Annotated in this window: 22 protein-coding genes; 18 read left to right on the top strand and 4 right to left on the bottom strand. The window is 64.7% G+C overall.

The features are described 5' to 3' along the window. The first annotated feature begins 183 nt into the window (after positions 1-183). From DOM54_RS14435 to DOM54_RS14395, 10 genes are all read left to right on the top strand, one after another. Entirely contained in the window at positions 184-1,314 is a 1,131-nt protein-coding gene (locus DOM54_RS14435; protein WP_110717013.1) for an L-talarate/galactarate dehydratase, read from the top strand. Between the two features lie 119 nt (positions 1,315-1,433). Then, positions 1,434-2,762, top strand: a complete 1,329-nt coding sequence (locus tag DOM54_RS14430; RefSeq protein ID WP_110717012.1) for an enolase C-terminal domain-like protein — start codon at positions 1,434-1,436, stop codon at positions 2,760-2,762. Positions 2,763-2,965: 203 nt separating this feature from the next. Then, positions 2,966-4,885, top strand: coding sequence for a GGDEF domain-containing protein (locus DOM54_RS14425; protein WP_110717011.1), 1,920 nt, complete (start codon positions 2,966-2,968; stop codon positions 4,883-4,885). Positions 4,886-5,238: 353 nt separating this feature from the next. Beyond that, the gene (locus tag DOM54_RS20530; protein ID WP_276309684.1) at positions 5,239-5,370 is read left to right on the top strand and encodes a C2 domain-containing protein; all 132 of its coding nucleotides are present in this window, start codon (positions 5,239-5,241) and stop codon (positions 5,368-5,370) included. Between the two features lie 302 nt (positions 5,371-5,672). Further along, a complete protein-coding gene (locus DOM54_RS14420) occupies positions 5,673-6,674 on the top strand; it encodes a TRAP transporter substrate-binding protein (protein ID WP_110717010.1) in 1,002 nt (333 codons plus the stop codon). A 70-nt stretch (positions 6,675-6,744) separates the two neighbouring features. Next, a complete protein-coding gene (locus DOM54_RS14415; RefSeq protein WP_110717009.1) occupies positions 6,745-7,266 on the top strand; it encodes a TRAP transporter small permease in 522 nt (173 codons plus the stop codon). Between the two features lie 4 nt (positions 7,267-7,270). Continuing rightward, positions 7,271-8,551 carry a TRAP transporter large permease gene (locus tag DOM54_RS14410; RefSeq protein WP_110600967.1) on the top strand — a complete coding sequence of 427 codons (1,281 nt, stop codon included), beginning with the start codon at positions 7,271-7,273 and terminating at the stop codon, positions 8,549-8,551. A 77-nt stretch (positions 8,552-8,628) separates the two neighbouring features. Further along, positions 8,629-9,438, top strand: coding sequence for an NAD-dependent epimerase/dehydratase family protein (locus DOM54_RS14405; protein ID WP_110717008.1), 810 nt, complete (start codon positions 8,629-8,631; stop codon positions 9,436-9,438). A 78-nt stretch (positions 9,439-9,516) separates the two neighbouring features. Then, complete coding sequence (locus DOM54_RS14400; protein WP_240613917.1) at positions 9,517-10,296, top strand: FadR/GntR family transcriptional regulator; 780 nt, start codon at positions 9,517-9,519, stop codon at positions 10,294-10,296. Between the two features lie 125 nt (positions 10,297-10,421). Further along, positions 10,422-11,999 (top strand): aldehyde dehydrogenase (NADP(+)), encoded by a 1,578-nt coding sequence (locus tag DOM54_RS14395; protein ID WP_110717007.1) that lies wholly within the window; start codon positions 10,422-10,424, stop codon positions 11,997-11,999. Positions 12,000-12,090: 91 nt separating this feature from the next. Here DOM54_RS14395 and DOM54_RS14390 read toward each other — a convergent pair whose 3' ends face one another. Then, positions 12,091-13,038, bottom strand: a complete 948-nt coding sequence (locus DOM54_RS14390; RefSeq protein WP_110717006.1) for an AEC family transporter — start codon at positions 13,036-13,038, stop codon at positions 12,091-12,093. Between the two features lie 227 nt (positions 13,039-13,265). Here DOM54_RS14390 and DOM54_RS14385 point away from each other — a divergent pair, with 227 nt between their 5' ends. The 3 genes from DOM54_RS14385 to DOM54_RS14375 are packed head-to-tail and all read left to right on the top strand — an operon-like array spanning position 13,266 to position 16,023. Continuing rightward, positions 13,266-14,072 (top strand): alpha/beta fold hydrolase, encoded by an 807-nt coding sequence (locus DOM54_RS14385; RefSeq protein WP_110717005.1) that lies wholly within the window; start codon positions 13,266-13,268, stop codon positions 14,070-14,072. Beyond that, positions 14,069-14,950 (top strand): alpha/beta fold hydrolase, encoded by an 882-nt coding sequence (locus tag DOM54_RS14380; RefSeq protein ID WP_110717004.1) that lies wholly within the window; start codon positions 14,069-14,071, stop codon positions 14,948-14,950. The genes DOM54_RS14385 and DOM54_RS14380 overlap by 4 nt, the downstream gene beginning before the upstream one ends. Further along, entirely contained in the window at positions 14,947-16,023 is a 1,077-nt protein-coding gene (locus DOM54_RS14375) for a patatin-like phospholipase family protein (RefSeq protein WP_110717003.1), read from the top strand. The genes DOM54_RS14380 and DOM54_RS14375 overlap by 4 nt, the downstream gene beginning before the upstream one ends. A gap of 153 nt (positions 16,024-16,176) precedes the next feature. Here the strand turns inward: DOM54_RS14375 and DOM54_RS14370 are convergent, their stop codons facing one another. Further along, positions 16,177-16,749: a Smr/MutS family protein gene (locus tag DOM54_RS14370; RefSeq protein WP_110717002.1), complete on the bottom strand. Its 573-nt coding sequence runs from the start codon at positions 16,747-16,749 to the stop codon at positions 16,177-16,179. A gap of 158 nt (positions 16,750-16,907) precedes the next feature. Between DOM54_RS14370 and prmB the strand changes: the two genes are divergently transcribed. Both prmB and aroC read left to right on the top strand, forming a co-directional pair. Further along, the gene (gene prmB, locus DOM54_RS14365; RefSeq protein WP_240613916.1) at positions 16,908-17,864 is read left to right on the top strand and encodes a 50S ribosomal protein L3 N(5)-glutamine methyltransferase; all 957 of its coding nucleotides are present in this window, start codon (positions 16,908-16,910) and stop codon (positions 17,862-17,864) included. Between the two features lie 33 nt (positions 17,865-17,897). Then, on the top strand, positions 17,898-18,989 hold the full coding sequence (aroC, locus tag DOM54_RS14360; protein WP_110717000.1) for a chorismate synthase: 1,092 nt from the start codon (positions 17,898-17,900) through the stop codon (positions 18,987-18,989). A 30-nt stretch (positions 18,990-19,019) separates the two neighbouring features. Here aroC and DOM54_RS14355 read toward each other — a convergent pair whose 3' ends face one another. Together DOM54_RS14355 and DOM54_RS14350 are read right to left on the bottom strand one after the other, a co-directional pair. Continuing rightward, entirely contained in the window at positions 19,020-20,408 is a 1,389-nt protein-coding gene (locus DOM54_RS14355; RefSeq protein WP_110716999.1) for an MFS transporter, read from the bottom strand. A gap of 115 nt (positions 20,409-20,523) precedes the next feature. Beyond that, positions 20,524-21,423, bottom strand: a complete 900-nt coding sequence (locus DOM54_RS14350) for a LysR family transcriptional regulator (protein ID WP_110716998.1) — start codon at positions 21,421-21,423, stop codon at positions 20,524-20,526. A gap of 196 nt (positions 21,424-21,619) precedes the next feature. Here DOM54_RS14350 and leuC point away from each other — a divergent pair, with 196 nt between their 5' ends. From leuC to DOM54_RS14335, 3 genes are read left to right on the top strand one after another with little or no spacing between them, the layout of a single operon-like run. After that, entirely contained in the window at positions 21,620-23,074 is a 1,455-nt protein-coding gene (gene leuC / locus DOM54_RS14345; protein ID WP_110716997.1) for a 3-isopropylmalate dehydratase large subunit, read from the top strand. After that, complete coding sequence (gene leuD / locus DOM54_RS14340) at positions 23,071-23,715, top strand: 3-isopropylmalate dehydratase small subunit (RefSeq protein ID WP_110716996.1); 645 nt, start codon at positions 23,071-23,073, stop codon at positions 23,713-23,715. Before leuC ends, leuD begins: the two co-directional genes overlap by 4 nt. Continuing rightward, positions 23,660-24,493 carry a class I SAM-dependent methyltransferase gene (locus tag DOM54_RS14335; protein ID WP_240613915.1) on the top strand — a complete coding sequence of 278 codons (834 nt, stop codon included), beginning with the start codon at positions 23,660-23,662 and terminating at the stop codon, positions 24,491-24,493. The genes leuD and DOM54_RS14335 overlap by 56 nt, the downstream gene beginning before the upstream one ends. The last annotated feature ends 3 nt before the right edge of the window (positions 24,494-24,496 follow it).

Raw genomic sequence — 24,496 nt, 5'->3', positions numbered from 1 at the left:
CGGATCCGCCAGGGGCGCCTTTCATTCTTTGGTCGAAAACGCTCCCGTGACGCTTTGTCATACAAATTGATTGCGCTAACATTCACTCGTCCAAGACTCGGATGCTGGAGTGATAGCGCAATCATTCGCGGTGCCGGGACCCTCGGGAGCTGAGTCTCCCAGCCACGATAAGGAGGAATCCGAATGTCTAGCGATGCGATCCGCTGGGTCCGTTTTTCCCATGTGCTGTTGCCACTGGCGACACCCATCAGTGATGCCAAGGTGCTGACCGGCCGTCAGAAGCCCATGACGGAGGTCTCGTTTCTGTTTGCCGAGATCGAAACCCGCGACGGCCATCAAGGTATCGGCTTCAGCTACTCCAAGCGCGCAGGAGGGGATGGTCAGTTCGCCCACGCCAAGGAGATCGCCCCGGCCATTCTGGACGAGGACCCCAACGACATCGGCAAGCTCTGGCAGAAACTGGTCTGGGCCGGTGCGTCGGTGGGGCGTAGCGGGCTGTCGACACAGGCGATTGCCGCCATCGATGTCGGGCTGTGGGATCTCAAGGCCAGGCGGGCCGGGCTGCCGCTGGCCAAGCTGCTGGGTGCGCATCGCGACTCCGTGCAGTGCTACAACACCTCGGGCGGTTTCCTGCACACGCCGATCGAGGCGGTCAAGGAGAACGCCACGCGCTCGCTCGAGAATGGGATCAAGGGTATCAAGATCAAGGTCGGTCAGCCCGACTCGCGTATCGACCTGCAGCGGGTGGAGGCAGTGCGCAAGCACTTGGGTGATGACGTGCCGTTGATGATCGATGCCAACCAGCAGTGGGATCGTGCCACGGCACTGCGCTTCGGCCGCGCCATGGAGCCTTACAACCTGGTGTGGATCGAGGAGCCACTGGACGCCTACGACGTGGAGGGGCATGCCGCGCTGGCCAGCGCGCTGGACACGCCGATCGCGACGGGAGAAATGCTGGCGAGCGTGGGCGAGCACATGGAACTGATCAAGCATCGCAGCGCCGACATCATTCAACCGGACGCGCCACGCATCGGCGGGATCACCCAGTTTTTGAAGCTGGCGACGCTGGCGGATGCCGCTGGTCTGCAGCTGGCGCCGCATTTCGCGATGGAGATTCACCTGCATCTGGCGGCCGCCTATCCGGCCGAGCCGTGGGTCGAGCATTTCGACTGGCTCGAGCCGCTGTTCAACGAGAGCCTGGAGACCCGTGACGGTCGCATGCGAGTACCGGATCGGCCAGGGCTCGGCATCACTCTGACCGAGCAGGCACGTCGGTGGACGGTGGCTAGCGCCGAGTTCGGCAAACGCGGCTAGCAAGCAAGGAATCCATAGCTGCGCGGCGCATCGCTGCGTCGCCGGTGCCGGGGCGCCGGGCGCCTTGCGTGCAGGCTGCTGCGGCATTTCCGCAATGATCGAATATCGAGGAGTGCGATATGAGTTTCCCCAAGATTACCAGGATGACCGTGATGCCGGTCGCCGGCTACGACAGCTTCCTGCTCAACCTGAGCGGTGGCCACGCACCCTGGTTCATTCGCTGTCTGCTGATCCTAGAGGACGACGCCGGCAACCAGGGCGTCGGCGAGATTCCGTCCAGCGAAGGCATCCTCAAGGGGCTCGATCAGTGCCGCTCCCTGGTCGAGGGGGCTCGCGTCAACGAGGTCAAGCAGACGCTCAATCGTGCGCGACTGCTGCTGGCCACTAACGGTCGCGAGGAGCGGGGTCGCCAGACCTTCGACCTGCGCGTCGCCGTCCATGTCCTGACCGCCATCGAATCGGCGTTGTTCGATCTGTACGGTCAGGCGCTTGGTCAGCCGGTTGCCGACCTGCTGGGTCGGTTCGGGCGTCAGCGCGACGAGGTCGAGGCGCTGGGCTACCTGTTCCTGCTCGGCGATCCGGACAAGACCGATCTGCCATATCCCAAGGCCGCCAATCCGGCGGATACCTGGGACGAAGTGCGTTGCCGGGAAGCCCTGACGCCGGACGCGGTGGCCAACCTGGCCAAGGCGGCTTATGAGCGTTATGGCTTCAGGGACTTCAAGCTCAAGGGCGGCGTCTTGCGCGGCGAGGAGGAGGCCGATTGCATTCGAGCGCTGCACGACGTCTTCCCCGAGGCACGGCTGACCCTAGATCCCAACGGGGCCTGGAAGCTCGACGAGGCGGTCAGGATTCTCGAGCCGATCAAGGAGATTCTGAGCTACGCCGAAGACCCTTGTGGCCAGGAGGAGAGCTGGTCGGGTCGAGAGACCATGGCCGAGTTCAAGAAACGTACCGGGCTACCCACTGCTACCAACATGATCGCCACCGATTTCAAGCAGTTGCAGTACGCGGTGGCACTCAATGCGGTCGACATCCCGCTGGCGGATTGCCACTTCTGGACAATGCAGGGTGCGGTCATGGTCGGCGAGCTGTGCGACGAGTGGGGCATGACCTGGGGTTCGCACTCCAACAATCACTTCGATGTATCCCTGGCGATGATGACCCACGTGGCAGCAGCCTGCCCCGGCAGTATCACGGCCATCGATACTCACTGGATCTGGCAGGATGGGCAACGCCTGACCGAGCGCCCCTTCGAGATCCAGGATGGCAAGTTGAGAGTGCCGAAGACGGGAGGCCTCGGGGTCAAGCTCGATATGGCCCAGGTGGAAAAGGCCCATGCCCTTTACAAGTCGCTCGATGTGCGCAGCCGTAATGACGCCATGGCGATGCAGTACCTGATCGACGGCTGGTCGTTCGACCCCAAGCGCCCGGCAATGGTGCGTTGAGCCGGCCGTGTCGGCACGGCGGGATCCACGCCGGCCGTGCGGCGTCGATGGCCTAGGAGGAGCTGGCAACTGACGTCAGGCAGGGTAGTGGCCAGGATAAGGGGGAAGAAGATATGGAGGTACAGCTAGATTACGTTTAGATGCTTATCTTGACACTTGGTTTCATGACACTATGAGCTTCTTGGAGCGGGGGGGAGCTCATCATGCGCGTGATCGGCGCTGTGACCGGCCTGTGCGTATTGCTGATCGGCATATTCGTGGCCTGGAGCTGGGCCACGCGTGAGCCCGAGGGCGAGATACCGAGTGTCGAGCCCAGCGGTTGGGAGTACCGGTGGGGCGATTCACCTCAGGATAGTGCCGGACTGCCGGCCTGGCTGAACGACGCTGCCCTTGGCTGGCAGCCCATTGCCTTTCCTGCCAACCCTCCTGAGCGTGACGGTCGCGACAAGGTGTGGTTCCGCCTGCACCTGCCGGACAATCAATGGCACGATCCGGTGCTGTTCATCTCCAGTATCGATCTGATCGCGCAGGTTTATCTCGGCGACCGGCTGATCTACCAGCACGGCGACTTCGACGAGGGCGACGGGATCGCCTTTGCCGGCTGGCCCTGGCACATGATCGCACTGCCCCGTGACTTCGGCGGGCAGACGCTCTGTTTGCGCGTCTTCTCCGACTACACCAGCATCGGCCTATGGGGCCAAGTTCGCCTGATGGAGCGCGGAGAGGCCTATCGTCAGATTATCCGGCGCTCGGCCTGGGACGTGGCGGTGAGCGCGCTGGCCCTGGCGCTCGCGGTGTTCGCCGCGATCTTCGCCGCCAGCGGGGTCGAGCGGCGCAGCTTCGGCGCCATCGCGCTGTTCGCCGGCGCTTCGGGGCTGATGCTGCTGGCCGAGGCGCCGGCGCGGCAATTGATCGCCGGCAATCCATTGGGATGGGATCTGGTCAGAGCCTTCAGCTACTACATGCTCCCGGTGGCGACCGGACTGATCCTGGCGCACTGGCTCCAGGGCCGCGCGCGGCGCTGGATGCAGCGGCTGTGGGCGCTGCATCTCGCCTACGTGGTACTGGTGATGGGGCTGGTCCAGGGGAATGTGATCAATCTGTCGCTGACCTTTCCGATCTTCGACGGGCTGCTGGTGGCAACGCTGCCGGCGATGCTGGCGCTGGCGCTATGGCAGTGGCGTACGCTGGATGGCACCCAGCGCACCGTGGTGATGTGCTTCGCGCTGTTCGCGCCGTTGCTGCTGGCCGATATGCTGGTGGCGCACGGCTTCATCCCATGGCAGCCCATTCCGCTGAGCTTTGGCTCGCTGGCCTTCTCGCTCTCCTGCGTGGCGATCTCGCTGCACCGCTACCATCGGGTTCATCGTGAGCTGGCGCGCTCCCACGAGACGCTGGAGCAGCAGGTGGCAACGCGCACCGAGGAGCTGGCACAACTGGTCGAGGAGCTCGAGGGGCTGTCCTATCGCGATGCCCTGACTGGGCTCTACAACCGTCGTCACTTCGACGCCGCCTACGCCCAGGCGGGCCGACGGGCGGTATCACGTGGCGAGTGCCTGACGCTGGCGATTCTCGATCTCGACCATTTCAAGCGTATCAACGACCGCTTCGGGCATGATGCCGGCGACAGCGTGTTGGTGACCCTGGCCGGGCTACTCAAGGCGCATCAGGAGGTTGGCGAGAGCGTCTGCCGCCTGGGCGGCGAGGAGTTCGCGCTGTTGTCCCACGCCTCGCCGACGGTGCTGGCCGCACGCCTCGAGCGGCTGCTCGGACGACTTCTCGCGACGCCGCTCAAGCGTGGTGAATGGTGCCTGGGCCATGTCACCTTCTCCGCCGGCATCGCCAGCTACCCGTTGCACAGTGCAAGTCCAGACAGCCTGCTGCGACTGGCCGACGAAGCGCTCTACTGCGCCAAGCGTGGCGGGCGCAGTACGGTGGCGATCCATTCGGACTCGGCCGCGCCGCGGCTACAGAAAGCGGATGCCCGGTCGAGTGCCGGCCGCGAGGGCTGGGATGTGAGCAGTGATGCGCAGCCCTCGCAGGAGGAGACGGGGCAGGATGACCGGCGGGGCAGGACGCGGGAGGAGGCGCCGGCGGAAAGGAAGCCGGAGACTCGCGCGTGACAGAGAACGCGCGCGAGGAGAAATGGTGCTCTAGTCGAAGCCGGGGCTTGGGTAGAAATCGCGTGCGGCGACAGAACGCGCAAGGCGAAAACGCGCCCGGCAGCGGCAGAGTGCAGTCATGGCCGGCGAGCGGTGAGACGGGTGGGGTGTGACCTGGGTCTCGCATTCCGACGATCATTTCGATATCTCGCTGGCGATGATGAGCCTCGTGGCAACAGCCCGCCCCGGCACGTCGCGGGCGCTGGCACTCACTGGCTCGGGCAGGATGGGCAATGCCTGACCGAGTGACCTCCCGATCCGGGATGGCAAGTTGGCGGTGCCGAAGACAGCAAGGCCTCGGCGTCGAGCTCGATATGGTCCAGGTGAAAAAGGCCCATGCACTTTCCCACTCGCTCGATGCGCGCAGCCGCAGCGACGCCAAGGTGACGCGGTACCTGATCAACGACCGTTCGTTCGATCCCAAGCGCCCGGCACCGATGCGTTGACGCGCGGGGCATGATTTTTGACCTGGACAGCGTGGAGAGGGGGCATCTCGAAGAGGTCACCTTTCCCCGCGTCGGGAACTGAAATCCGCGTCTCCTGAAGAGTCAGTTCGATTTTCCAGTCAACGAAAAGAAATCATGGCGTTGTCATTGATAGCGATAATTCAGAGATAAAATTTTGTTGCATGGCAATGAATTGTCAGACATTCGTCTGCGAGCCCAAAGTCTAATATTGTCCTAAGTATGATGTATGGCAGCCTGTAAAACGATAACAAACAGGCGATCCATCGCTACAGGAGCAGATCATGCCGCAATCTCTTTTCTCGAGAATGACCGTGCCGCTGACGGCGCTATTGACCGCCGGTGCGCTGATGGGCGTCGCCGCGAGTGCCTCGGCGGAAGATTGGAGAGGTTGGAACGTCCATCCCGATGGTTATCCCAACTCGCTGGCGTTGAAATCCTTTGCCGACGAGGTCTCTGACAAGACGCAAGGTCGGATCAATCCGCGCGTCTACAACAACGCGGTGTTGGGCGATCAGCCGGATGCGATCGATCAGACCCGTAGCGGGGCGCTGGACTTCGGCAATTTCAACATGGGTCCGATGGGCCCGATCGTGCCGGAAACCGACGTGCTGTCGCTGCCATTTTTGTTCAACAGCGTCGACCAGATGTACCGGGTCATGGATGGTGACATCGGCAAGCGCTTCGCCGATGCGTTGGCCGACAAGGACTTGATCGCGCTGTCGTGGTTCGGCTCCGGTGCGCGAAGCTTCTACGATACCGACCACCCGATCGAGGAACCGGACGACGTCAAGGGGCTGAAGCTGCGGGTCATGAACAACGACCTGTACGTGCAGATGGTCGATGCGCTGGGCGGCAACGCCACGCCGATGTCCTACGGTGAGGTATTCCAGTCTCTCAAGACCGGGGTCATCGACGGTGCCGAGAACAATTTCCCGTCGTTCGAGTCCAGCAACCACTATGAAGTCGCCAAGTACTTCTCCGAAACCGATCATCTGATCATTCCGGAGTGCTTGTGCATCGCCAAGACGAGCTGGGACGCCCTGTCCGACGAGGACAAGTCGATCGTGCGCACCGCTGCGGAGAACGCCGCCAAGGATCAGCGAAAACTGTGGGCGGAGCGAGTCGAGAAGAGTCGCGAGATCGTCGAGAAAGCGGGCGTGAAGGTCAACCAGGTCAAGGACAAGAGTGCGTTTCAAGCTCGGATGGAGCCGATCTACCAGGCATTCATCAAGGCGCATCCCGACCTGGAATCGCTGATCGACGATATCCGCAACACCCAGTGACAACCGCAGGGTGACGGGGCCGGGTCACCGGCGCTCGTCACTCGCTCCCGACACCGACAGGACAACCCACGTGGACAAGGTTCCGGATTCGGCTTCCGCCCCTGGCTCGACATCGGACAGGGTGCTGGATGCTCTGGCACGTCTGTGTCTGATCGTCGCCGGCATTCTGCTGGTGTTTCTCATCTTCTCGTTCGGCTGGCTGGTGTTCGGACGCTACGTGCTCAACGACACGCCGACCTGGATCGAGCAGTCGTCGCTTTTGATCGTCGTCTACATCACCTGTCTCGGCGCTGCGGCCGGAGTGCGCTTCAATTCCCACTTGAGCATCGATTTCCTGCGAGAGGGTGCACCTCGCGTGCTCCGCGCGATCATGCACGCCATCGCCGATGGCTTCGTGATCCTGTTCGGCGCCTTCATGGCGTGGCAGGGCGGGCTGATGGTCATGAGCAACGCCGGGCGGCCGATTCCGATGATCGGATTGTCGGAGAGCTGGCGCGCCGCGCCGCTCGTCGTGTGTGGTGTGCTGCTGGTGATCTTCACCGGCGCCAATCTCATCAAGCGATGGTTTTCGAACCCGCGGGCGGGGAGCTGAATTCATGGGACTGGCAATACTCTTCGGTGTTTTCCTGCTCGGCCTGATCGTGGGCGCCCCGATCGCTTTCGCCGTGGGACTTGCCTCTATCGTGACCTTTCTCTACGAGGGACTGCCGCTGTTCGTGGGCTTCCAGCGTATCGTGTCGGGGATCTCCGTCTTTTCGCTGCTGGCGATCCCGTTCTTCATCTTCGCCGGCGAGCTGATGCTCCATGGCGGAATCTCGAGCCGGCTGGTGCGTTTCGCCTCGGCGGCCGTCGGGCGCATGCGCGGCGGGCTCGGCATGGTCAACGTCACCTCGTCGATGCTGTTCGGCGGCATTTCCGGGTCGGCGGTCGCGGACACGTCCGCGCTGGGCTCGATCCTGATCCCGGTGATGAAGGAGAAGGGTTATGACACCGACTATGCGGTCAACGTCACCGTCACTTCCTCCATCGCCGGTGTCGTGATCCCGCCGAGCCACAACATGATCCTCTATGCGGTGGCCGCCGGCGGGGGTGTTTCGGTGACGCAGCTTTTCGTCGCCGGCATCGTGCCCGGGGTACTGATGTGTCTGGCCCTGGCAGTGGCGGCCTATCTCGTTGCCGTCAAGCGGGGCTACGGTGGCGAGGCATTTCCGGGCTGGGCGGCGCTGGTGGTCAGCTTCTTCGCCTCGTTACCGGGCCTGCTGACGGCAGTGATCATCGTCGGCGGCGTGCTCTCCGGCATCTTGACAGTGACGGAGTCGGGGGCATTCGGCGCCATCTACGCGATCGTGATTACCGGCCTGGTCTACCGGGAGCTGCGCTGGTCGGCCTTCAAGACGGCGGTCTACCAGGCCGTCAAGACCACCGCGCTGGTCATGATCCTGGTCGGCTGTGCCTCGGCATTTTCCTACCTGCTGGCACTCTACAACGTGCCGGAGCTGCTCGCCGAGGCGCTGACCTCCATCTCCAGCAATCCGGTGGTGGTGCTGTTGATGCTCAATCTGCTGCTGCTGGCACTCGGCATGATCATGGACATGGCGCCGTTGATCCTGATCTGCACGCCGATCTTCCTGCCGGTGGCGCAGCAGTTCGGCATGGATCCGATCCAGTTCGGCATCCTGATGATGATGAACCTGGGAATCGGGCTCTGCACGCCCCCGGTCGGCGGCTGCCTGTTCGTCGGCAGCGCCATCGGCGGGATCAAGATCGAGCAGACGGTCAAGACCATCTGGCCGTTCTATCTGGCACTGTTCGTGGTACTGATGCTGGTGACCTATGTCCCCGCCGTGTCGTTGGCGCTGCCGAACTGGCTACAGTGATCCCGTTTCCCACCTCAGGCCCGACCCGATTTGGGCCCTGGCCATCCTGCGAATGATCTGACTCGAGGAGTCGACCGATGTTGAACCGACTGTTGGTCACCGGCGCCGCCGGTGGCGTGGGCCAAGCGATCCGCCCTCATCTTTCCCGGCTGGCCCGACAGGTACGCCTGTCCGACATCGCCGATCTGGGCGATGCGGCCGATCACGAGGAACTCGTCTCCTGCGAGCTGTCGGATGCCCAGGCCGTCGCCCGGCTCGTCGACGGCTGCGATGGCGTCGTCCACCTGGGAGGCATCTCGGTGGAGAAGCCCTGGGAAGGTATCCTCCAGGCCAATATCATCGGCGTCTACAATCTCTATGAAGCGGCTCGCCGACAGGGCAGGCCGCGAATCGTGTTCGCCAGCTCGAATCACACCATCGGGTACTACGAACGCGCGACGCACATCGATACCCGGGTTCCCCACCGGCCGGATTCGCTCTACGGCGTTTCCAAGTGCTTCGGCGAGGATCTGGCGAGTCTCTATTTCGATAAATTCGCGATCGAGACCCTGAGTGTCCGTATCGGCTCCTGCTTTCCCCGGCCCAAGGATACCCGGATGCTGGCCACCTGGCTGGGAACCGAGGACTTCGTGGCGCTACTCGAGCGCGCTTTCCAGGCACCACGGCTGGGTCATACGGTGATCTACGGGGTGTCGGACAACGATGAACGCTGGTGGGACAACCGCCACGCGCAGTTCCTCGGTTGGGTGCCCCAAGAGAGCTCGTCGCCGTGGCGTGGGGAGGTAGAGGCTCAGGCCCGCCAATCGCCCCAGGATCCGCAGGATCCGGCAGTCGTCCGCCAAGGGGGGAAGTTCGTCACCCTGGGGCATCCCGACGACGAAACATGAGCCCGTGGCCGCCAGATCGAACTGGTATGCTGATGGTCTCGAAGGTCATACAGCGCTGGCGGCGTCCGAGTGATTCGGATGTCGGACAAGAAAATCGATAAGGTAGGCAGCACGATGGAGCAGACCAAGGCTTGGGAGATAAAGCGTATCTCGTCTCAGGAGAGTCTTTCGCGCCAGATTGCCCGGCAACTGGAGGCGTTGATCACTCAGGAGCGGATCGCGGTGGGAGAGAAGTTGCCGACCGAGAGTCAGCTGTGCGACATGTTCGGTGTCAGCCGGACGGCGGTGCGTGAGGCGATTGCCCACCTCAAGTCGATGGGGCTGGTCGAGACGCGTCGCGGTATCGGTACGCGTGTGCTGCGCTCCGCACCGGATCACCACTTCCCCGCGCGTCGCATCAGTGCCACCACGGTAGAGGACATCCTGCACGTGCTGGAGATGCGCATCACGCTGGACTCCCAGGCTGCCGCGCTGGCGGCCGAGCGGCATACGCCGGCCGATGTCGCGGCGCTGGAATCGGCCCACGAACGGTTCCTGGCCGCCTGCGAGACTGACAGCCAGGCGCGCCACGAGGACTATGTCTTTCATCGCGCGGTCGTCGAGGCCACCCATAATCCGTTTTTCGTGTCGCTATACGACCAGTTGCACGAGGGTGCCATCCCTCGCACCAAACTCCTGTCCGTGGAACTCGACCCCGAAGCCGTATCTTACTATCTTGAAAGGGTGGCGCGTGAGCACGCCGAGGTCCTGCAGGCCATCGTCTCGGGCGATGCGGAAGCCGCGCGCAATGCCATGTACCGTCATCTTCAGCGGGCGTACGACAACTACGCCGCGTATCAGGATCATTCCCAAGCGTGACGCCCACCGGCCCGGACCGATGTCCGGGCCGGCCAACTGCAGTCCATCCGCGCCTATCGCCCTCGCCAGGAGGGCAGTGGCGTTGCGTTGGCGTTCGCACATTCAAGCGCTATCCAGGAGGCAACGTGAATCTGACTGGCGAATTATTGATCGGGCAGCAAGCCGTCAAAGGTAGCCGCGACCCCATCGTGGCGATCAATCCGGCAACCGGAGAACGGCTGCCGACCGAGTTCCCCGGGGGAACGGCGGATGACGTTTCACGAGCCTGCGAGCTGGCCTGGTCGGCCTTCGATACCTACCGTGAATCCTCGCTCGAGGCACGCGCCAGCTTCCTTGAGACGATTGCCGACGAGATCGAGGCGATCGGCGATGATCTGATCGAGCGTGCGGTGGCCGAATCCGGCCTGCCGCAGGGGCGTATCCAGGGCGAGCGAGGGCGTACCTGCGGCCAGCTCCGGCTGTTCGCCAAGACCGTACGGGCCGGCGAATGGCTGGACGTGCGGGTCGACCCGGCCCTGCCTGACCGTCAGCCGATGCCGCGGGTCGATCTGCGTCAGCGCCACATCGCCCTGGGGCCGGTGGCCGTCTTCGGCGCCAGCAACTTTCCGCTGGCGTTTTCCGTGGCCGGCGGCGATACCGCCTCGGCGCTGGCCGCGGGTTGTCCCGTGGTGGTGAAGGCGCATCCGGCCCATCCCGGTACCTGTGAACTGGTCGGCCGCGCGGTGCAAGCGGCCGTGAAGCAGTGCGGGCTGCCGGAGGGAGTCTTCTCGATGCTGCACGATGCCAGCTTCGAGGTCGGCCAGGCCCTGGTTGCCGATCCGCGGATCAAGGCCGGCGGTTTCACCGGGTCTCGCAAGGGCGGCCTGGCGCTGCTGGATATCGCCCAGCGCCGTCCGGAGCCGATCCCTTTCTATGCCGAGATGAGCAGCATCAATCCGGTTTTCCTGATGCCGGCGGCGCTCAAGGCGCGCGGCAAGGCGCTGGGCGAAGCGTTCGTGGGCTCTCTCAACATGGGGGCCGGGCAGTTCTGCACCAATCCGGGGCTGGTGATCGCGATCGAGGGCCCGGATCTCGATGCCTTCCTCGACGCTGCCGCGCAAGCCGTCGAGGCGAGCGCCGCCCAGACGATGCTGACCCCGGGCATCCACGATGCCTACGACCACGGCGTCAGTGCGCTGGCCGCGAGTGCCAAGGTAAGAGAAGTCGCGCGGGGGCAGCAGGGCGACGGCCCCAACCAGTGCCAGAGCGGACTGTTCGTGGCTGCTGGCGAAGACGTGATCGCCGATGAATCGCTTCAGGCCGAGATATTCGGGGCCTCCTCGCTGGTCGTCGCGTGTCGTGACGCCGCCGAGGTCAAGCGCGTGGCCGAGGCGCTGGAAGGCCAGTTGACGGCGACCCTGCAGATGGACGATGGCGATCTCGATGCCGCCAGGACGCTGCTGCCGATCCTGGAGCGCAAGGCCGGACGCATCATGGCCAACGGCTGGCCGACCGGCGTCGAGGTGTGTCACGCCATGGTTCACGGCGGCCCGTTCCCGGCCACCTCCGATGCGCGCTCCACTTCCGTTGGCACGGCGGCGATCTTCCGCTTCCTGCGGCCAGTCTGCTATCAGGACCTGCCGGATGCGCTGTTGCCGGAAGCCGTTCGCGAGGACAATCCGTTGAAGCTGCGCCGGCTGCTGGACGGCGAGCGCGAGGGCTGAATCCTCGGCCCGGGTGCCGATCCCTGGCACGACCGTGAAACGGGCCGCTCGAGAGAGCGGCCCGTTTTTTTCGAGGGATGGCAGTGGCCGGCTATACCAGCGCCAGCCACTTCAGCAGGAAAAGCCCCAGGCTCAAGGTGAACATGGAGGCGAACGTGGTGATGACGATGATATTGGCGGCCAGCTTGTCATTGGCCTTGAACGCCTTGGCCATGACGAAGCTGGCCGCCGCCCCGGGGCAGCCCAGGTAAAGGAACAGGATCCCCAGGGCCGGACCGTGGATGCCCATGGCAAGCGCCCCGGCAATCCCGAACAGCGGAACCCAGACCAGCTTCCACAGGCTGGCATCGAGTGCGATGCTGCTGCTGCGCTTGAACGCGCTGACCGATAGCGTACCGCCGATGCAGATCAACCCCAGCGGCAGCGACATGCCGGCGAGATAGCCGCCCGAGGTCATGGCCCAGCCGGGCAGCTCGATGCCCGACAGCGCCACCGGAATGGCGAAGACCACGCTCAGGATCAGGGGGTTTTTGGCCAGGTTCTTGGCCAGGCTGCGGAAGTCAGTGGTGATCTGGTCGCTGTAGAACGACAGAATGAAGACCGAAAAGACGTTGTAGATGACGATGACGGCACCGGCCAGCACGCCACCGACGGAGAGACCGTAGTCGCCGTATTGGCCAGCGGCCAGCGCCAGTCCGACGATACCGTTGTTGGCCCGGAATGCACCCTGGGTGAAGATGCCGCGCTCTATCCGTGGGTGTCGCCAGACTGCCCAGGCCCAGGCGAGGAAGAAACTGAGCACGGTATAGCCGATGAAGTAACCGATCAGCTCCGGTTGCAGCGCACGGTTCAGATCGGCCTTGACGATGCTGAGGAACAGCAGCGCCGGCATGGTGACCTTGAACACCAGCATCGACGCCGTGGTGATGAAATGGGCGTCGATCCAGCCGATGCGCTTGAGACCGAGGCCCAGAAAGACCATCAGGAAGACGGGGAGCGTGATCTCCAGCGTATGGGTAAAGGCGGCCAGCAGCCCCATCGTTCACTCTCCGCTGCGTACCAGCCAGAAGCCGACGATCAGCGCGACGATCAACAGGGTCCAGAATAATCGGTTACGCAGACGCGTGTCGCGATGGGATCCTTTGCGAGACACAGTACAATCCTTTTTGGCAAACGCTTCGAACGCGCGTTCGACGAGCGTGTCGACGATAGCGTCGGCAAGATGAAGCGGTAAAAATGTATAGCCGATAGTCTAAGGGAATTTGGATGTCGATGCTGCCTTATCCACTGGTCTTCGCCCACGCCAACGGCTTCACCGGCGCCAGTTACCGGACGCTGCTGTCGCCGTTGGCGGGGCATTTCGAATTGCATCCGCTGGATCGTCTGGCTCACGACCCCCGCTACCCGGTCGGGCGCAACTGGCTGTCGCTTCGCGAAGAGTATCTCGCCGCGATCGAGCCGCTGGCCGCGCCGGTCGTGGCCGTGGGCCACTCCATGGGCGGGGTGTTGTCGATCATGGCCGCGGCCAAGGCGCCGCAACGTTTCCGGGCCGTGGTGGCGCTGGACCCCCCACTGCTGCTCGGGCGCGATGCCTGGATGTTGAAGGCCGCCAAGCTGACGGGGTTCGTCGACCGGGTGACGCCGGCGGGCAAGACGCTGAAACGCCGCGAGACCTGGCCCAGTCGCGACGCCATGGCGGCGGCACTGCGTCGTCGCTCGCTATTTCAGCGCTTCACCGAGACTGCCATGAGCGACTACGTCACCGGAGCGACGACAATCGACGATGACAGCGGCGCGGCCAGCTTGCGATATGCGCCCCGAACCGAAGCGGCCGTGTTTCGCCACCTGCCCGATCACCTGACGTCGGTGCTGCGCAAGCTCGCCGTGCCGCTGACGGTAATCGCCGGTGAGCAGTCCGACCTGTTGACGCCCGGTCGGCGACGCTCGCTCGAGCGGCTGGGCATTCGACTTCGTTGCGTGCCCGGGGGACACATGTTCCCGTTCGAACAACCAGAAGCCACTCGCGAGGCGATCGTCAGGGCCGTTGGCGAGATGTTGGGAGAGCGCGCGTGAGACCGACAGAAACGGTATTGGGAGAAGGGCGGCTGGCGGCATTGAGCTGGGGCGACGAGGCTGCGCCAACCTGGGTAGCCCTGCATGGCTGGCTCGACAATGCCGCGTCCTTCGCTCGCCTGGCGCCGGCGCTGGTCGCCGAGCTGGGCATCCGCCTGGTGGCGCTGGACTTGCCGGGACATGGTCATTCGCCGCATCGCGGCGAGCGCGCCGACTATCCACTGTGGGGCTACGTCCCCGACGTGCTCGAGGCGCTGGACGGGTTGAGCCTGCGCTCCGCGACGCTGGTCGGCCACTCGATGGGGGCGGGGGTCGCCAGCCTGGTCGCCGCGGCGATGCCGGCGCGGGTGGCGCGGCTGGTTCTGATCGACGGGCTCGCCTCGACCACCAACGAACCGGCCGAAACGGTGGCACAGCTGCAGGCGGCCCTGGCGGCGCGCGCTCGGTCACGCGGCGATACCGGCGGCTACCCGAGTGTGGAAGACGCTGTCGCCGCACGGGTCCGGGGCGGGGTCACCCCGATCGATGCGGATACGGTGCGGCCCATCGTCGAGCGAAACCTGGCGAGAGCGCAGGATGGGGGCTACCGCTGGTGCACCGACCGGCGCTTGACCTGGCCGTCGCTGCTGCGCTGGACGCCGGACCAGATGCTGGAGACGGTCGCCGCGATTCGGGCACCGGTATTGCTGTTGCAGGCCTCGGGCGGGGTATTGAACCAGCACCCGCACCTCGGCGATGCCTGCCGTCGGCTCGCCAGGCTCGAACGGCGCATCGTCTCCGGCGGTCATCACCTGCATCTGGAGCGAATCAGAGTAGCGCAGGTGGCGGCCGAAATCGTACGCTGGCATCAATCGACCGTCGGGGAGTGCGTGTCATGAAACCTCGAGTCTCGTTGGTATTGGGGAGTGGTGGTGCGCGGGGCTACGCGCATATCGGCGTGATCGAGGAGCTCGAGGCACGAGGCTACGAGATCGCCTCGATCTCCGGTTGCTCGATGGGGGCCCTGATCGGTGGGATCCATGCCGCCGGCCAGCTCGATGCCTATCGCGACTGGGTCTGTAAGCTCGACTATTTCGACGTGCTGCGGCTGGTCGACATCACCTGGAGCGCCATGGGCGCGATGCGCGCCGGCAAGGTCATGACCAAGCTGGAGTCGCTGGTCGGCGACATCCGGATCGAGGATCTGCCGATGCCGTTCACCGCCGTGGCCACGGACCTGGGACGTCAGCGCGAGGTGTGGTTCCAGAGCGGGCCACTGCTGCGGGCGATCCGTGCTTCGATCGCGGTACCGGGAATCATCACGCCGGTCCAGGAAAACGGCCACGTCCTGGTCGACGGCGGACTGCTGAACCCGCTTCCGATCATTCCCACGGTGTCGGTCGACGCGGATCTGGTGCTGGCGGTCAATGCCACCGCCCAGACGCCGCGGCCGGTAACGCTGGAAGAGTTACTGCCGGCCGATCAGGCGGCCCAGGAGCATGCCCGCGAGATCGAACGCGAGGCGGAGGGCAAGAGCTTCAGTGGCTGGCTGAAGAACGTGCGCACGCGGGTCCAGGGCATGGTCTCCTCGTTCAACGACGAGGAGGAAGCGTCCGAGAATGTCAGCTGGTCCAGCCAGACCGAGCGTGCCTGGAGCAAGCTGGACATGATGCTGGCCTCGTTCGATATCACCCAGGCGGCGCTGGCCAAGTACAAGGTCGCCGGCTATCCGCCCGATATCCTGATCGACGTGCCCAAGAGTGTCTGCGGGGCCTACGAGTTCCATCGCGCGGAAGCGCTGATCGAGCTGGGGCGCTATCTCACCGCCCAGGCCCTGGACCGCCATGAGCGCCAGCGCGACCGCACCATGGTGGCCGGTGAGCCGGTCGATGGCCGCCGCCATCCTTCCAGCAGCGGCGACCCGCAGGGGCGGCTGCCCCTGCCGCTGTCGTCGCCCAAGCGGCACGGTTGAAGACACGGCATGATGGCCTGGGCGAGCACTGCGGTCGCGCGCGAGTTCGCCCGATCTCAATCCCAATCCCGAGCCCTGTCTCTCTCGCCTCGCCGCGCGCTCCTGCCCGCTCGGCGGCGGGGTTCGCGTTGTCCGGGCGCTCCAGGTGACGGTTCAGCGGCTTGAGTCGGCCCGGGTGCGCAGCAGAACGTAGAGCGCGCCGGTGCCGCCGTCGATCTCGCTGGCGGAGCAGAAAGCGATCACTCGCGACCAGTTCTTGAGCCAGGCATTGACGTGGCTCTTGATCAGCGGGTAGTCCGCGCCACTGCCGCGATAGCCGCGGGCCTTGCCGTGGACCACCAATACGCAGCGGACCCGGTTGGCGATGGCGTCGTCGATGAACGATTCGAGCTCGAGGCGCGCCTCGTCGAGGGTGTGGCCATGGAGGTCGAGTCCGCCCTCCCAGGCGATGTGACCGCGCTTGAGCTTGGCGAAGGTGCGCTGGGGGAGATCGGGGATCGCGAACTCCAGCCGCTGGTGCGGTGTGACGGCCTCGACGCCACCGTCGGAGAGCTGGGACTGCACCACCGCCGGCGCCTGTTCGGCGGCTTCACGACGGATGTCGGCGTTGATGTCGCTGCGGCGTGGCTTGCCGACGGCGGCGCGATTGACGCTGAGCCGCCTGACGCCGGCCGCCTTCAGCGCGTCGCGGAACGCGTTGTGATCGTCATCGTCGCCTGAAGTCATGACCGTGGAACCTCCGCTTGCCATCGTCGTGCCGGCTGGAATCGTCGCGCGGCGCAAAGGGTAAACGATTCCGGGCTTCGTGGCATGGCCGGCTGTGAACCCGCCCCCCTTGAGGGTACAATCGTCGTCCGTTTTTCAGCCTGATGCGAGTCCCGTCCATGCCCCGTTTGCCGTCGACCCTGACGCTAGCCGACGATGCCATCGTCGCCGATCTGTTCAGCGTGAGGGACTGCCTGCGTTGGGCAACCAGCGAATTCCATGCCCACCGCCTCCATTTTGGCCACGGCACCGACAGCGCCTGGGACGAAGCGGTGGCACTGGTGCTGGGTGCACTGCACCTGCCCTGGGACGTCGACCCGGCCGTACTCGATTCGCGGCTTCTGGGCATCGAGCGCGAACGCATCGTGGCACTGGTCAGGACTCGGATCGAGACGCGCCAGCCGCTGCCTTACCTGATCGGCGAGGCGTTTTTTGCCGGCTTCCCGTTCGAGGTCGACGAACGGGTACTGATTCCGCGTTCGCCGACGGCGGAGCTGATCGAGCAGGGGTTCTCGGCCTGGTTCGACGACAGGCCCCCGGCTCGCGTCCTCGATCTCTGCACCGGCTCCGGCTGCATGGGCATCGCCACCGCGCTTCACCTGCCGACCTGCGAGGTGGACCTGGTCGATATCAGCGTCGATGCCCTCGACGTGGCCAAGGCCAACATCGTGCGCCACGACGTCGGCCGGCGCGTGCGTGCCGTGGCCTCCGACCTGTTCGAGGGGGTTGCCGGGCAGCGCTACGACCTGATTGTCAGCAACCCGCCCTATGTCGACAGTCGCGATCTGGCGGCGATGCCAGCGGAGTATCGCCACGAACCCGACCTGGCGCTGGGCGCTGGTCGAGACGGTCTCGACATCGTGCGACGCATCCTGCGCGAGGCGCGGACCTATCTGAACGATGGCGGTATGCTGATCGTCGAGGTCGGCAACTCCCAGCACCATCTCGAGGCGGCTTTTCCGACGGTGCCGTTCCTATGGCTCGAGTTCGAGCGCGGGGGCGAAGGCGTTTTCGCACTCAGTGCCGAGGATCTCGATACCCACGCGGATGTTTTCGCCGCTTCCCAAGCGCGTTGATTGCGAGCTTTTACCCTTTTCTGAGGATCGTGCATGTCCGGCAACACCTTCGGCAAACTGTTCACCGTCACCACATTCGGTGAGAGTCACGGCCCCGCGCTGGGCGCCATCGTCGATGGCTGCCCGCCGGGACTCCAGATCGGCGAAACGGACCTTCAGGTCGACCTGGATCGCCGTCGCCCCGGCTCCTCGCGTCATACCACCCAGCGCCGGGAGCCCGACCAGGTGAGAATCCTCTCCGGGGTCTTCGAGGGCAGAACCACCGGCACGCCGATCGGGCTGTTGATCGAGAACACCGACCAGCGCTCCAAGGACTATTCCAAGATCGCCGAGCAATTCCGGCCGGCGCACGCCGACTACACCTACCACCACAAGTACGGCGTCCGCGACTATCGGGGCGGCGGACGCTCCAGCGCTCGCGAGACCGCGATGCGGGTGGCCGCGGGTGCCATCGCCAAGGCCTGGCTGGCGCAGCAGGGCATCCGGGTGCGCGGCTACATGAGCCAGCTCGGACCGATCGAGCTCGACTTCAAGAGCTGGGAGGGGGTGGACGACAACCCGTTCTTCTGTCCCGATCCGGCCAGGCTCCCGGAACTCGAGGCCTACATGGATCAGCTGCGCCGCGACCAGGATTCGGTCGGCGCGAGAATCACCGTGGTTGCCGAGGGCGTTCCGGTGGGGCTGGGCGAACCGGTCTTCGACCGGCTGGATGCCGACCTCGCCCACGCCCTGATGGGCATCAACGCGGTGAAGGGCGTCGAGATCGGCGACGGCTTCGGTGTCGTGGCGCAACGCGGGAGCGAACATCGCGACGAGATGACGCCTGAGGGCTTTCTCTCCAACCATGCCGGTGGCGTGCTCGGTGGGATCTCCAGCGGCCAGCCGATCGTCGCGCATCTGGCGCTGAAGCCGACCTCCAGCATCACCCGGCCGGGGCGTTCCATCGACGTGCACGGCGAGCCGGTGGAGGTGGTCACCAAGGGCCGTCACGATCCCTGCGTCGGCATTCGCGCCACGCCGATCGCCGAGGCGATGATGGCGCTGACGCTGATCGATCACCTGCTGCGCCACCGGGGGCAGAACGGCGATGTGCGGGTAGCCACCCCGCGTCTGGGCCAGCGCTAGACTCGGCGAAGGCCTCGACCCTGGCGGCGATCACTCGTCGCCAGGGGGCTCGCCACGGCCTGCCTTGCGATCCTCGGCTGCGCCAACGCCATTCTCGTAGTCCTCATTTCCACCATTTCCGTTGTCACTTTCCTTGTCCGTGCCGCGTATCTCTGCGCCGCCCTTGTTCGCGCCGCCTTGGCGCTCCTCCTGTGCCTGCTGCTGGCGCTCCTTGACCTTGCGCTGGCGAAGCTGCTGGCGATAGCCGTAGGTCGCGCTGCGGATCGTTTCGTCGCTCTCCAGACTCGATCCCAGGGCGCCGGCGACGGTGGCCACCGAGGCGGCGAGCCAGGCCAAGGCGGGAAAGTTGAGCCAGTTGATCGACTGGCCAACTGTCGTCTCCAGTAGATCGGCAGGGACGAACAGGATCACCGCCGCCAGAAACAGCGCGAACAGGATGACGTAATAGCAGGCAACGCCCGCCGTCAGCGTCAGCACCGTGGTCAGATTGTAGAAGCTCGTCAGGCGGTTCGATCCGCTGTATCGCCTGGGTTCCCACAGGCCGTGATCGAGTATCAGCCAGGTCACCATCGCTGCCATGGCGGCGATCATCAGAATCACGAAACGGTAGAGCTCGTAGGCGGCGCTGAGTTTCCACAGCGACGGAAAGATCAGGCCGTAGGCGCCGGTGGCGAAGGCTACCGCGACGATACGGCGGAAGGCGGGCAGGATGGTCCAGGGGCGATTGGCCCGCACCATGCCGCCGAGCAGTTTGGCGTATCCCCGCCACTTGCCGGCGCTGAAGAAGCGCACATCGATATGCTTTTCGCGCTCATCGGACGGCGTGACCCGCCGTATCGGAACCAATCGCTCGGAGAGCCGCCAAGCCATCAGCTCGCGTGAATTGCGATTGCGAATCCCGCTCCGTTCTCGGGCCTCTCGTCGCTGCTCGAGATGTCGTTGCTGGCGCTCGCGCTCTTCACCATCGCTGCCGTGATGCATCTCGTTGACCAGATGCAGGATCGCCTCGCGCAACCGCCGCCTGAGCGGCGAAATGCCCAGCGCGGGCTGCGAGATGATCGCCACGCCCAGATTCTCGCTGGCTTCCGCCAGTGTCAGGCGGCCATCGCGGAAGAGCGGCAGGTCGGTAATGCAGACCACGTAGTGCCAGCCGTGGTCACGCTTGATCCGCTCTGCCTGGTCGATGACGTTGTCCGCCGAGTCCTCGGCCCCGACCAGTGCGTCGGTGACGCACTCCACCCGCCACCGATGACGATCATCGGTGTGGCGCCCGAGCAGGTCGGACAGCTCGTCGGCGATCTGGCCGGCGACCCGCTCCGGCAGCTCCGGTGCCGGGACCAGGCCCAGGCGCAATGTGTCCTCGGAACGCGCTTCCCGTGTCGTCGATTCCCGTGATCCGTCCCCATGGTCCTGCGCCATGCGCGACAACTCCTTCCTTTCTGGATTGGCGCCTCTCGAACGAGGGCGTCTCGAATGACTCCGCTTCGAACCCGAACCGATCGAGCGTGGCCGTGCAACAGATCCTGCAGCGGGGCTAAGCGTAGCCGCTTCGGGAGGCTTCGGCCGCCCTGACCGTCTCGAGTTCGGCGATCATCGCGCGACCGGCATTGGAGAGCGTGCGTTCGCGATGAACCAGATAGCCGAGGCGACGCACGATCGGCGGGTGATCCACCGGCAGCTCCGCGATGTCGTCGTCGATCAGGCTTTCCGGCAGTACGCTCCAGCCCAGGCCGATGCTCGCCATCATCTTGAGCGTTTCGAGATAGTTGGTGGACAGCGCCACGTCGATGGAAAGCGCCGCCTGGGTGAAGGAGTTGATCACGATATCGCGGGTAAAGGTGAGAGGGCCGGGCAGGACCGCCGGGTAATCGACGAGATCGGCGAGCGAGAGCGAGTCTCTCGCGGTCAGCGGGTGGTCGGGCGCGGCGAGGAATCGCAGCTGATCGATCCAGACCGGTACCGACTCTACCTGCGGGTAGGGCTGGGGGGAGAGCGTCACCACGGCCAACTCGATCTCGCCGGCGATCACGCCATGATAGGCCTGCTCGGAGTCGAGAAAGCGCAGGTCCAGATCGACATCGGGATAGCGCTGGGTGAAGGCCTTGAGCACCGGCGGCAGCCGGTGAAGGCCGACATGGTGGCTGGTCGCCAGCGTCAGGCTGCCCTCGACGCTGCCGCTCAGGTTGCTCAAGGTGCGGCGGCTGTCCTCGACCAGTTGCAGGATCTGGCGAGCGCGTGGCAGTAGCAGGCGGCCGGCTTCGGTCAGGCTGACCCGCCGATTGATGCGATCGAACAGTTTGGCTCCGGTCTGATATTCCAGTGCGGCGATGCGTTTGCTGATCGCTGGCTGGGTGAGGTGCAACTGCTCGCCGGCCAGCGAGAACGATGCCGTGTCGGCGACCGCGATAAAGGCCTGCAGGCTCTGCGTGTCCATGGCATCGGGTTCCTGGCAATGATTTCATGAATTCTGTTATGGAATGCAAAGCATAATCAAGATGAATTGATTTTATGCATGTGCTGGCCGTATCTTGACGCTTCAATCAGTTGCAGCGTCGAAGCGAAGCGCTGCGATTCGCAGGCATCACGTCACTCAAGCTGCGTCAGACAGCGTGACGGAGGAGATAACCCCAATGGCAAGCCAGACGCTCTACGACAAATTGTGGGCCCAGCACCTGGTCACCCAGCGCGACGACGGTTCCGCGCTGATCTACATCGATCGTCACCTGCTGCACGAAGTCACCTCGCCCCAGGCGTTCGAAGGGCTGCGGCTGGCCGGTCGCAAGCCGTGGCGCCGCGACGCCAACCTGGCGACTCCCGATCACAACGTGCCGACCACGCTCAAGGAGCGTAGCGCCGGCAATGCCGGGATCCTCGACGATGTCTCGCGGATTCAGGTCGAAACCCTGGATGCCAACTGCGAGAGCTTCGACATCGAGGAGTTTCGCATCAATGACGAGCGCCAGGGCATCGTCCACGTGGTCGGGCCGGAGCAGGGCGCCACGCTGCCGGGCATGACCGTGGTCTGTGGCGACTCCCACACCGCTACCCACGGCGCCTTCGCCGCGCTCTCCCACGGCATCGGCACCTCCGAGGTGGAGCACGTGCTGGCGACCCAGTGCCTGATCGCGCAGAAGATGAAGAACATGCAGGTGCGGGTCGAGGGCAAGCTGGGGCTCGGCGTCACCGCCAAGGATATCGTGCTGGCGATCATCGGCCGTATCGGCACCGCCGGCGGCACCGGTTATGCCATCGAGTTCGCCGGCAGCGCGATTCGCGAGCTGTCCATGGAAGGTCGCATGACGATCTGCAACATGGCGATCGAAGCCGGCGCCCGCGTCGGCCTGGTGGCGGTGGACGACCACACCATCGATTACCTGAAAGGGCGGCCCTATGCGCCCTCGACCGAGCAGTGGTCGGCGGCCGTCGAGGCCTGGCGCGACCTGGTCTCTGACGATGGCGCGCATTTCGACAAGATCGTCGAGCTCGACGCTGCCGAGATCGAACCGCAGGTGACCTGGGGGACCAGCCCGGAAATGGTCGTCAACGTTTCCGCCGAGGTGCCCGACCCCGCCGGCGCCGCCGACGAAACCGTCACCCAGGGCATGACCCGTGCGCTGGAGTACATGGGACTCAGCGCCGGCCAGAAGATCACCGATATCCAGCTCGACAAGGTGTTCATCGGCTCCTGCACCAACTCGCGGATCGAGGATCTGCGCGAGGCCGCCAAGGTGGCGAAAGGACGCAAGGTCGCCGACAACATCCAGTTGGCCATGGTGGTGCCGGGCTCCGGCCTGGTGAAGCGCCTGGCCGAGGCGGAAGGGCTCGACAAGATCTTCGTCGAGGCAGGGTTCGAGTGGCGCGAGCCGGGCTGTTCGATGTGCCTGGCGATGAACGCCGACAAGCTCGGCGCTGGCGAGCGCTGCGCCTCGACCTCCAACCGCAACTTTGAAGGGCGCCAGGGTTATGGCGGCCGGACCCATCTGGTCAGCCCGGCAATGGCGGCGGCCGCGGCTATCGAAGGCCATTTCGTCGATGTCCGCGAATACGACTACGACCGGGGCAACGCACGGGAGATGAGCGCATGAAGAAGTTCGAACGCCTGCAGGGTCTGGTCGCGCCGCTCGATCGAGCCAACGTCGATACCGACCTGATCATTCCCAAGCAGTTCCTGAAGTCGATCAAGCGCACCGGCTTCGGCCCCAACCTGTTCGACGAACTGCGCTACCTCGACGAGGGCTACCCCGGCCAGGATGCGTCGAGCCGGCCGCTCAATCCAGACTTCGTGCTCAACCAGTCGCGCTATCGCGGTGCGCAGGTGTTGCTGGCCCGGCGCAATTTCGGCTGCGGCAGTTCGCGCGAACACGCGCCCTGGGCACTGGACGATTTTGGTTTCCGAGCGGTGATCGCGCCGAGCTTCGCCGATATCTTCTACAACAACTCGTTCAAGAACGGCATCCTGCTGATCACCCTGGACGAGGAGACGGTCGAGCGCCTGTTCCAGGAGACCGAAGCGAGTGAAGGCTATCGCCTCGACGTCGATCTCGAACGCCAGCAACTGACCACGCCGGGCGGCGAGACGATCACCTTCGAGGTCGACCCGTTTCGCAAGCACTGCCTGCTGGAAGGGCTCGACGATATTGGCCTGACCCTCGAGCAGTCCGGGGCGATCCATGATTTCGAGCGCCGTCATCGCGCCGCACGCCCGTGGCTGTTTCGCGATGCCTGAGGCCCCCGGCAGCACCGATCATGGCGCCGTCGTCGAACGCCAGTTCGGCGCCCAGGCAGCGGCCTATCTGAGCAGCAGCGTGCATGCCCAGGGCCAGGAGTTCATCCAGCTTCGCGAGCGGGTCGGCGAGCTCGATGCTCCCCGAGTGCTGGATCTGGGCTGTGGCGCCGGCCACGTCGGTTTCCAGTTGGCCGAGCTGGCGTCCGAGGTCGTCGCCTACGACCTGTCGCCGCGGATGCTCGCGGTCGTGAGTGAGGCGGCCGGCGAGCGTGGCTTCGGCAACATCCGCACGGCCCAGGGGGTCGCCGAAGCGCTGCCGTTCGCCGCTGTCAGTTTCGACGTGGTATGCAGCCGTTTCTCCGCCCATCACTGGCGCGACGTGGGGCTGGCGCTGCGGGAAGCGAGGCGGGTCCTGAAGCCGGGCGGCTTGGCGGTATTCATCGACGTAGCCGCCTCCGAGCAGCCGCTGTTCGACAGCTTCCTGCAGACGGTCGAGATGCTGCGTGATACCAGTCATGTGCGGGATTATGCGCCTAGCGAATGGGCGAAAATGGTGGGTGAGGCAGGGCTGGTGGTGACTGCCAGCTCGCGCCAGCGCCTGCGGCTGGATTTCGAGACCTGGATCGCACGCATGCGCACGCCTGACGTCATGCGCGATGCGATCCGCCACCTGCAGAGTCAGGTCGGAAGGGAAGTGCGAGACGCCTTCGAGATCGGCGAGGATGGCTCCTTCACGACCGACATGCTGGTGTTGTGGGCGACCAAGGAACATGTTTGAGGA

It is taken from the genome of Salinicola acroporae, from assembly GCF_003206615.1.
Taxonomy (GTDB): domain Bacteria; phylum Pseudomonadota; class Gammaproteobacteria; order Pseudomonadales; family Halomonadaceae; genus Salinicola; species Salinicola acroporae.
Note: the sequence above shows the minus strand (reverse complement) of the source record. Positions and strands in the feature narration are given on the sequence as shown.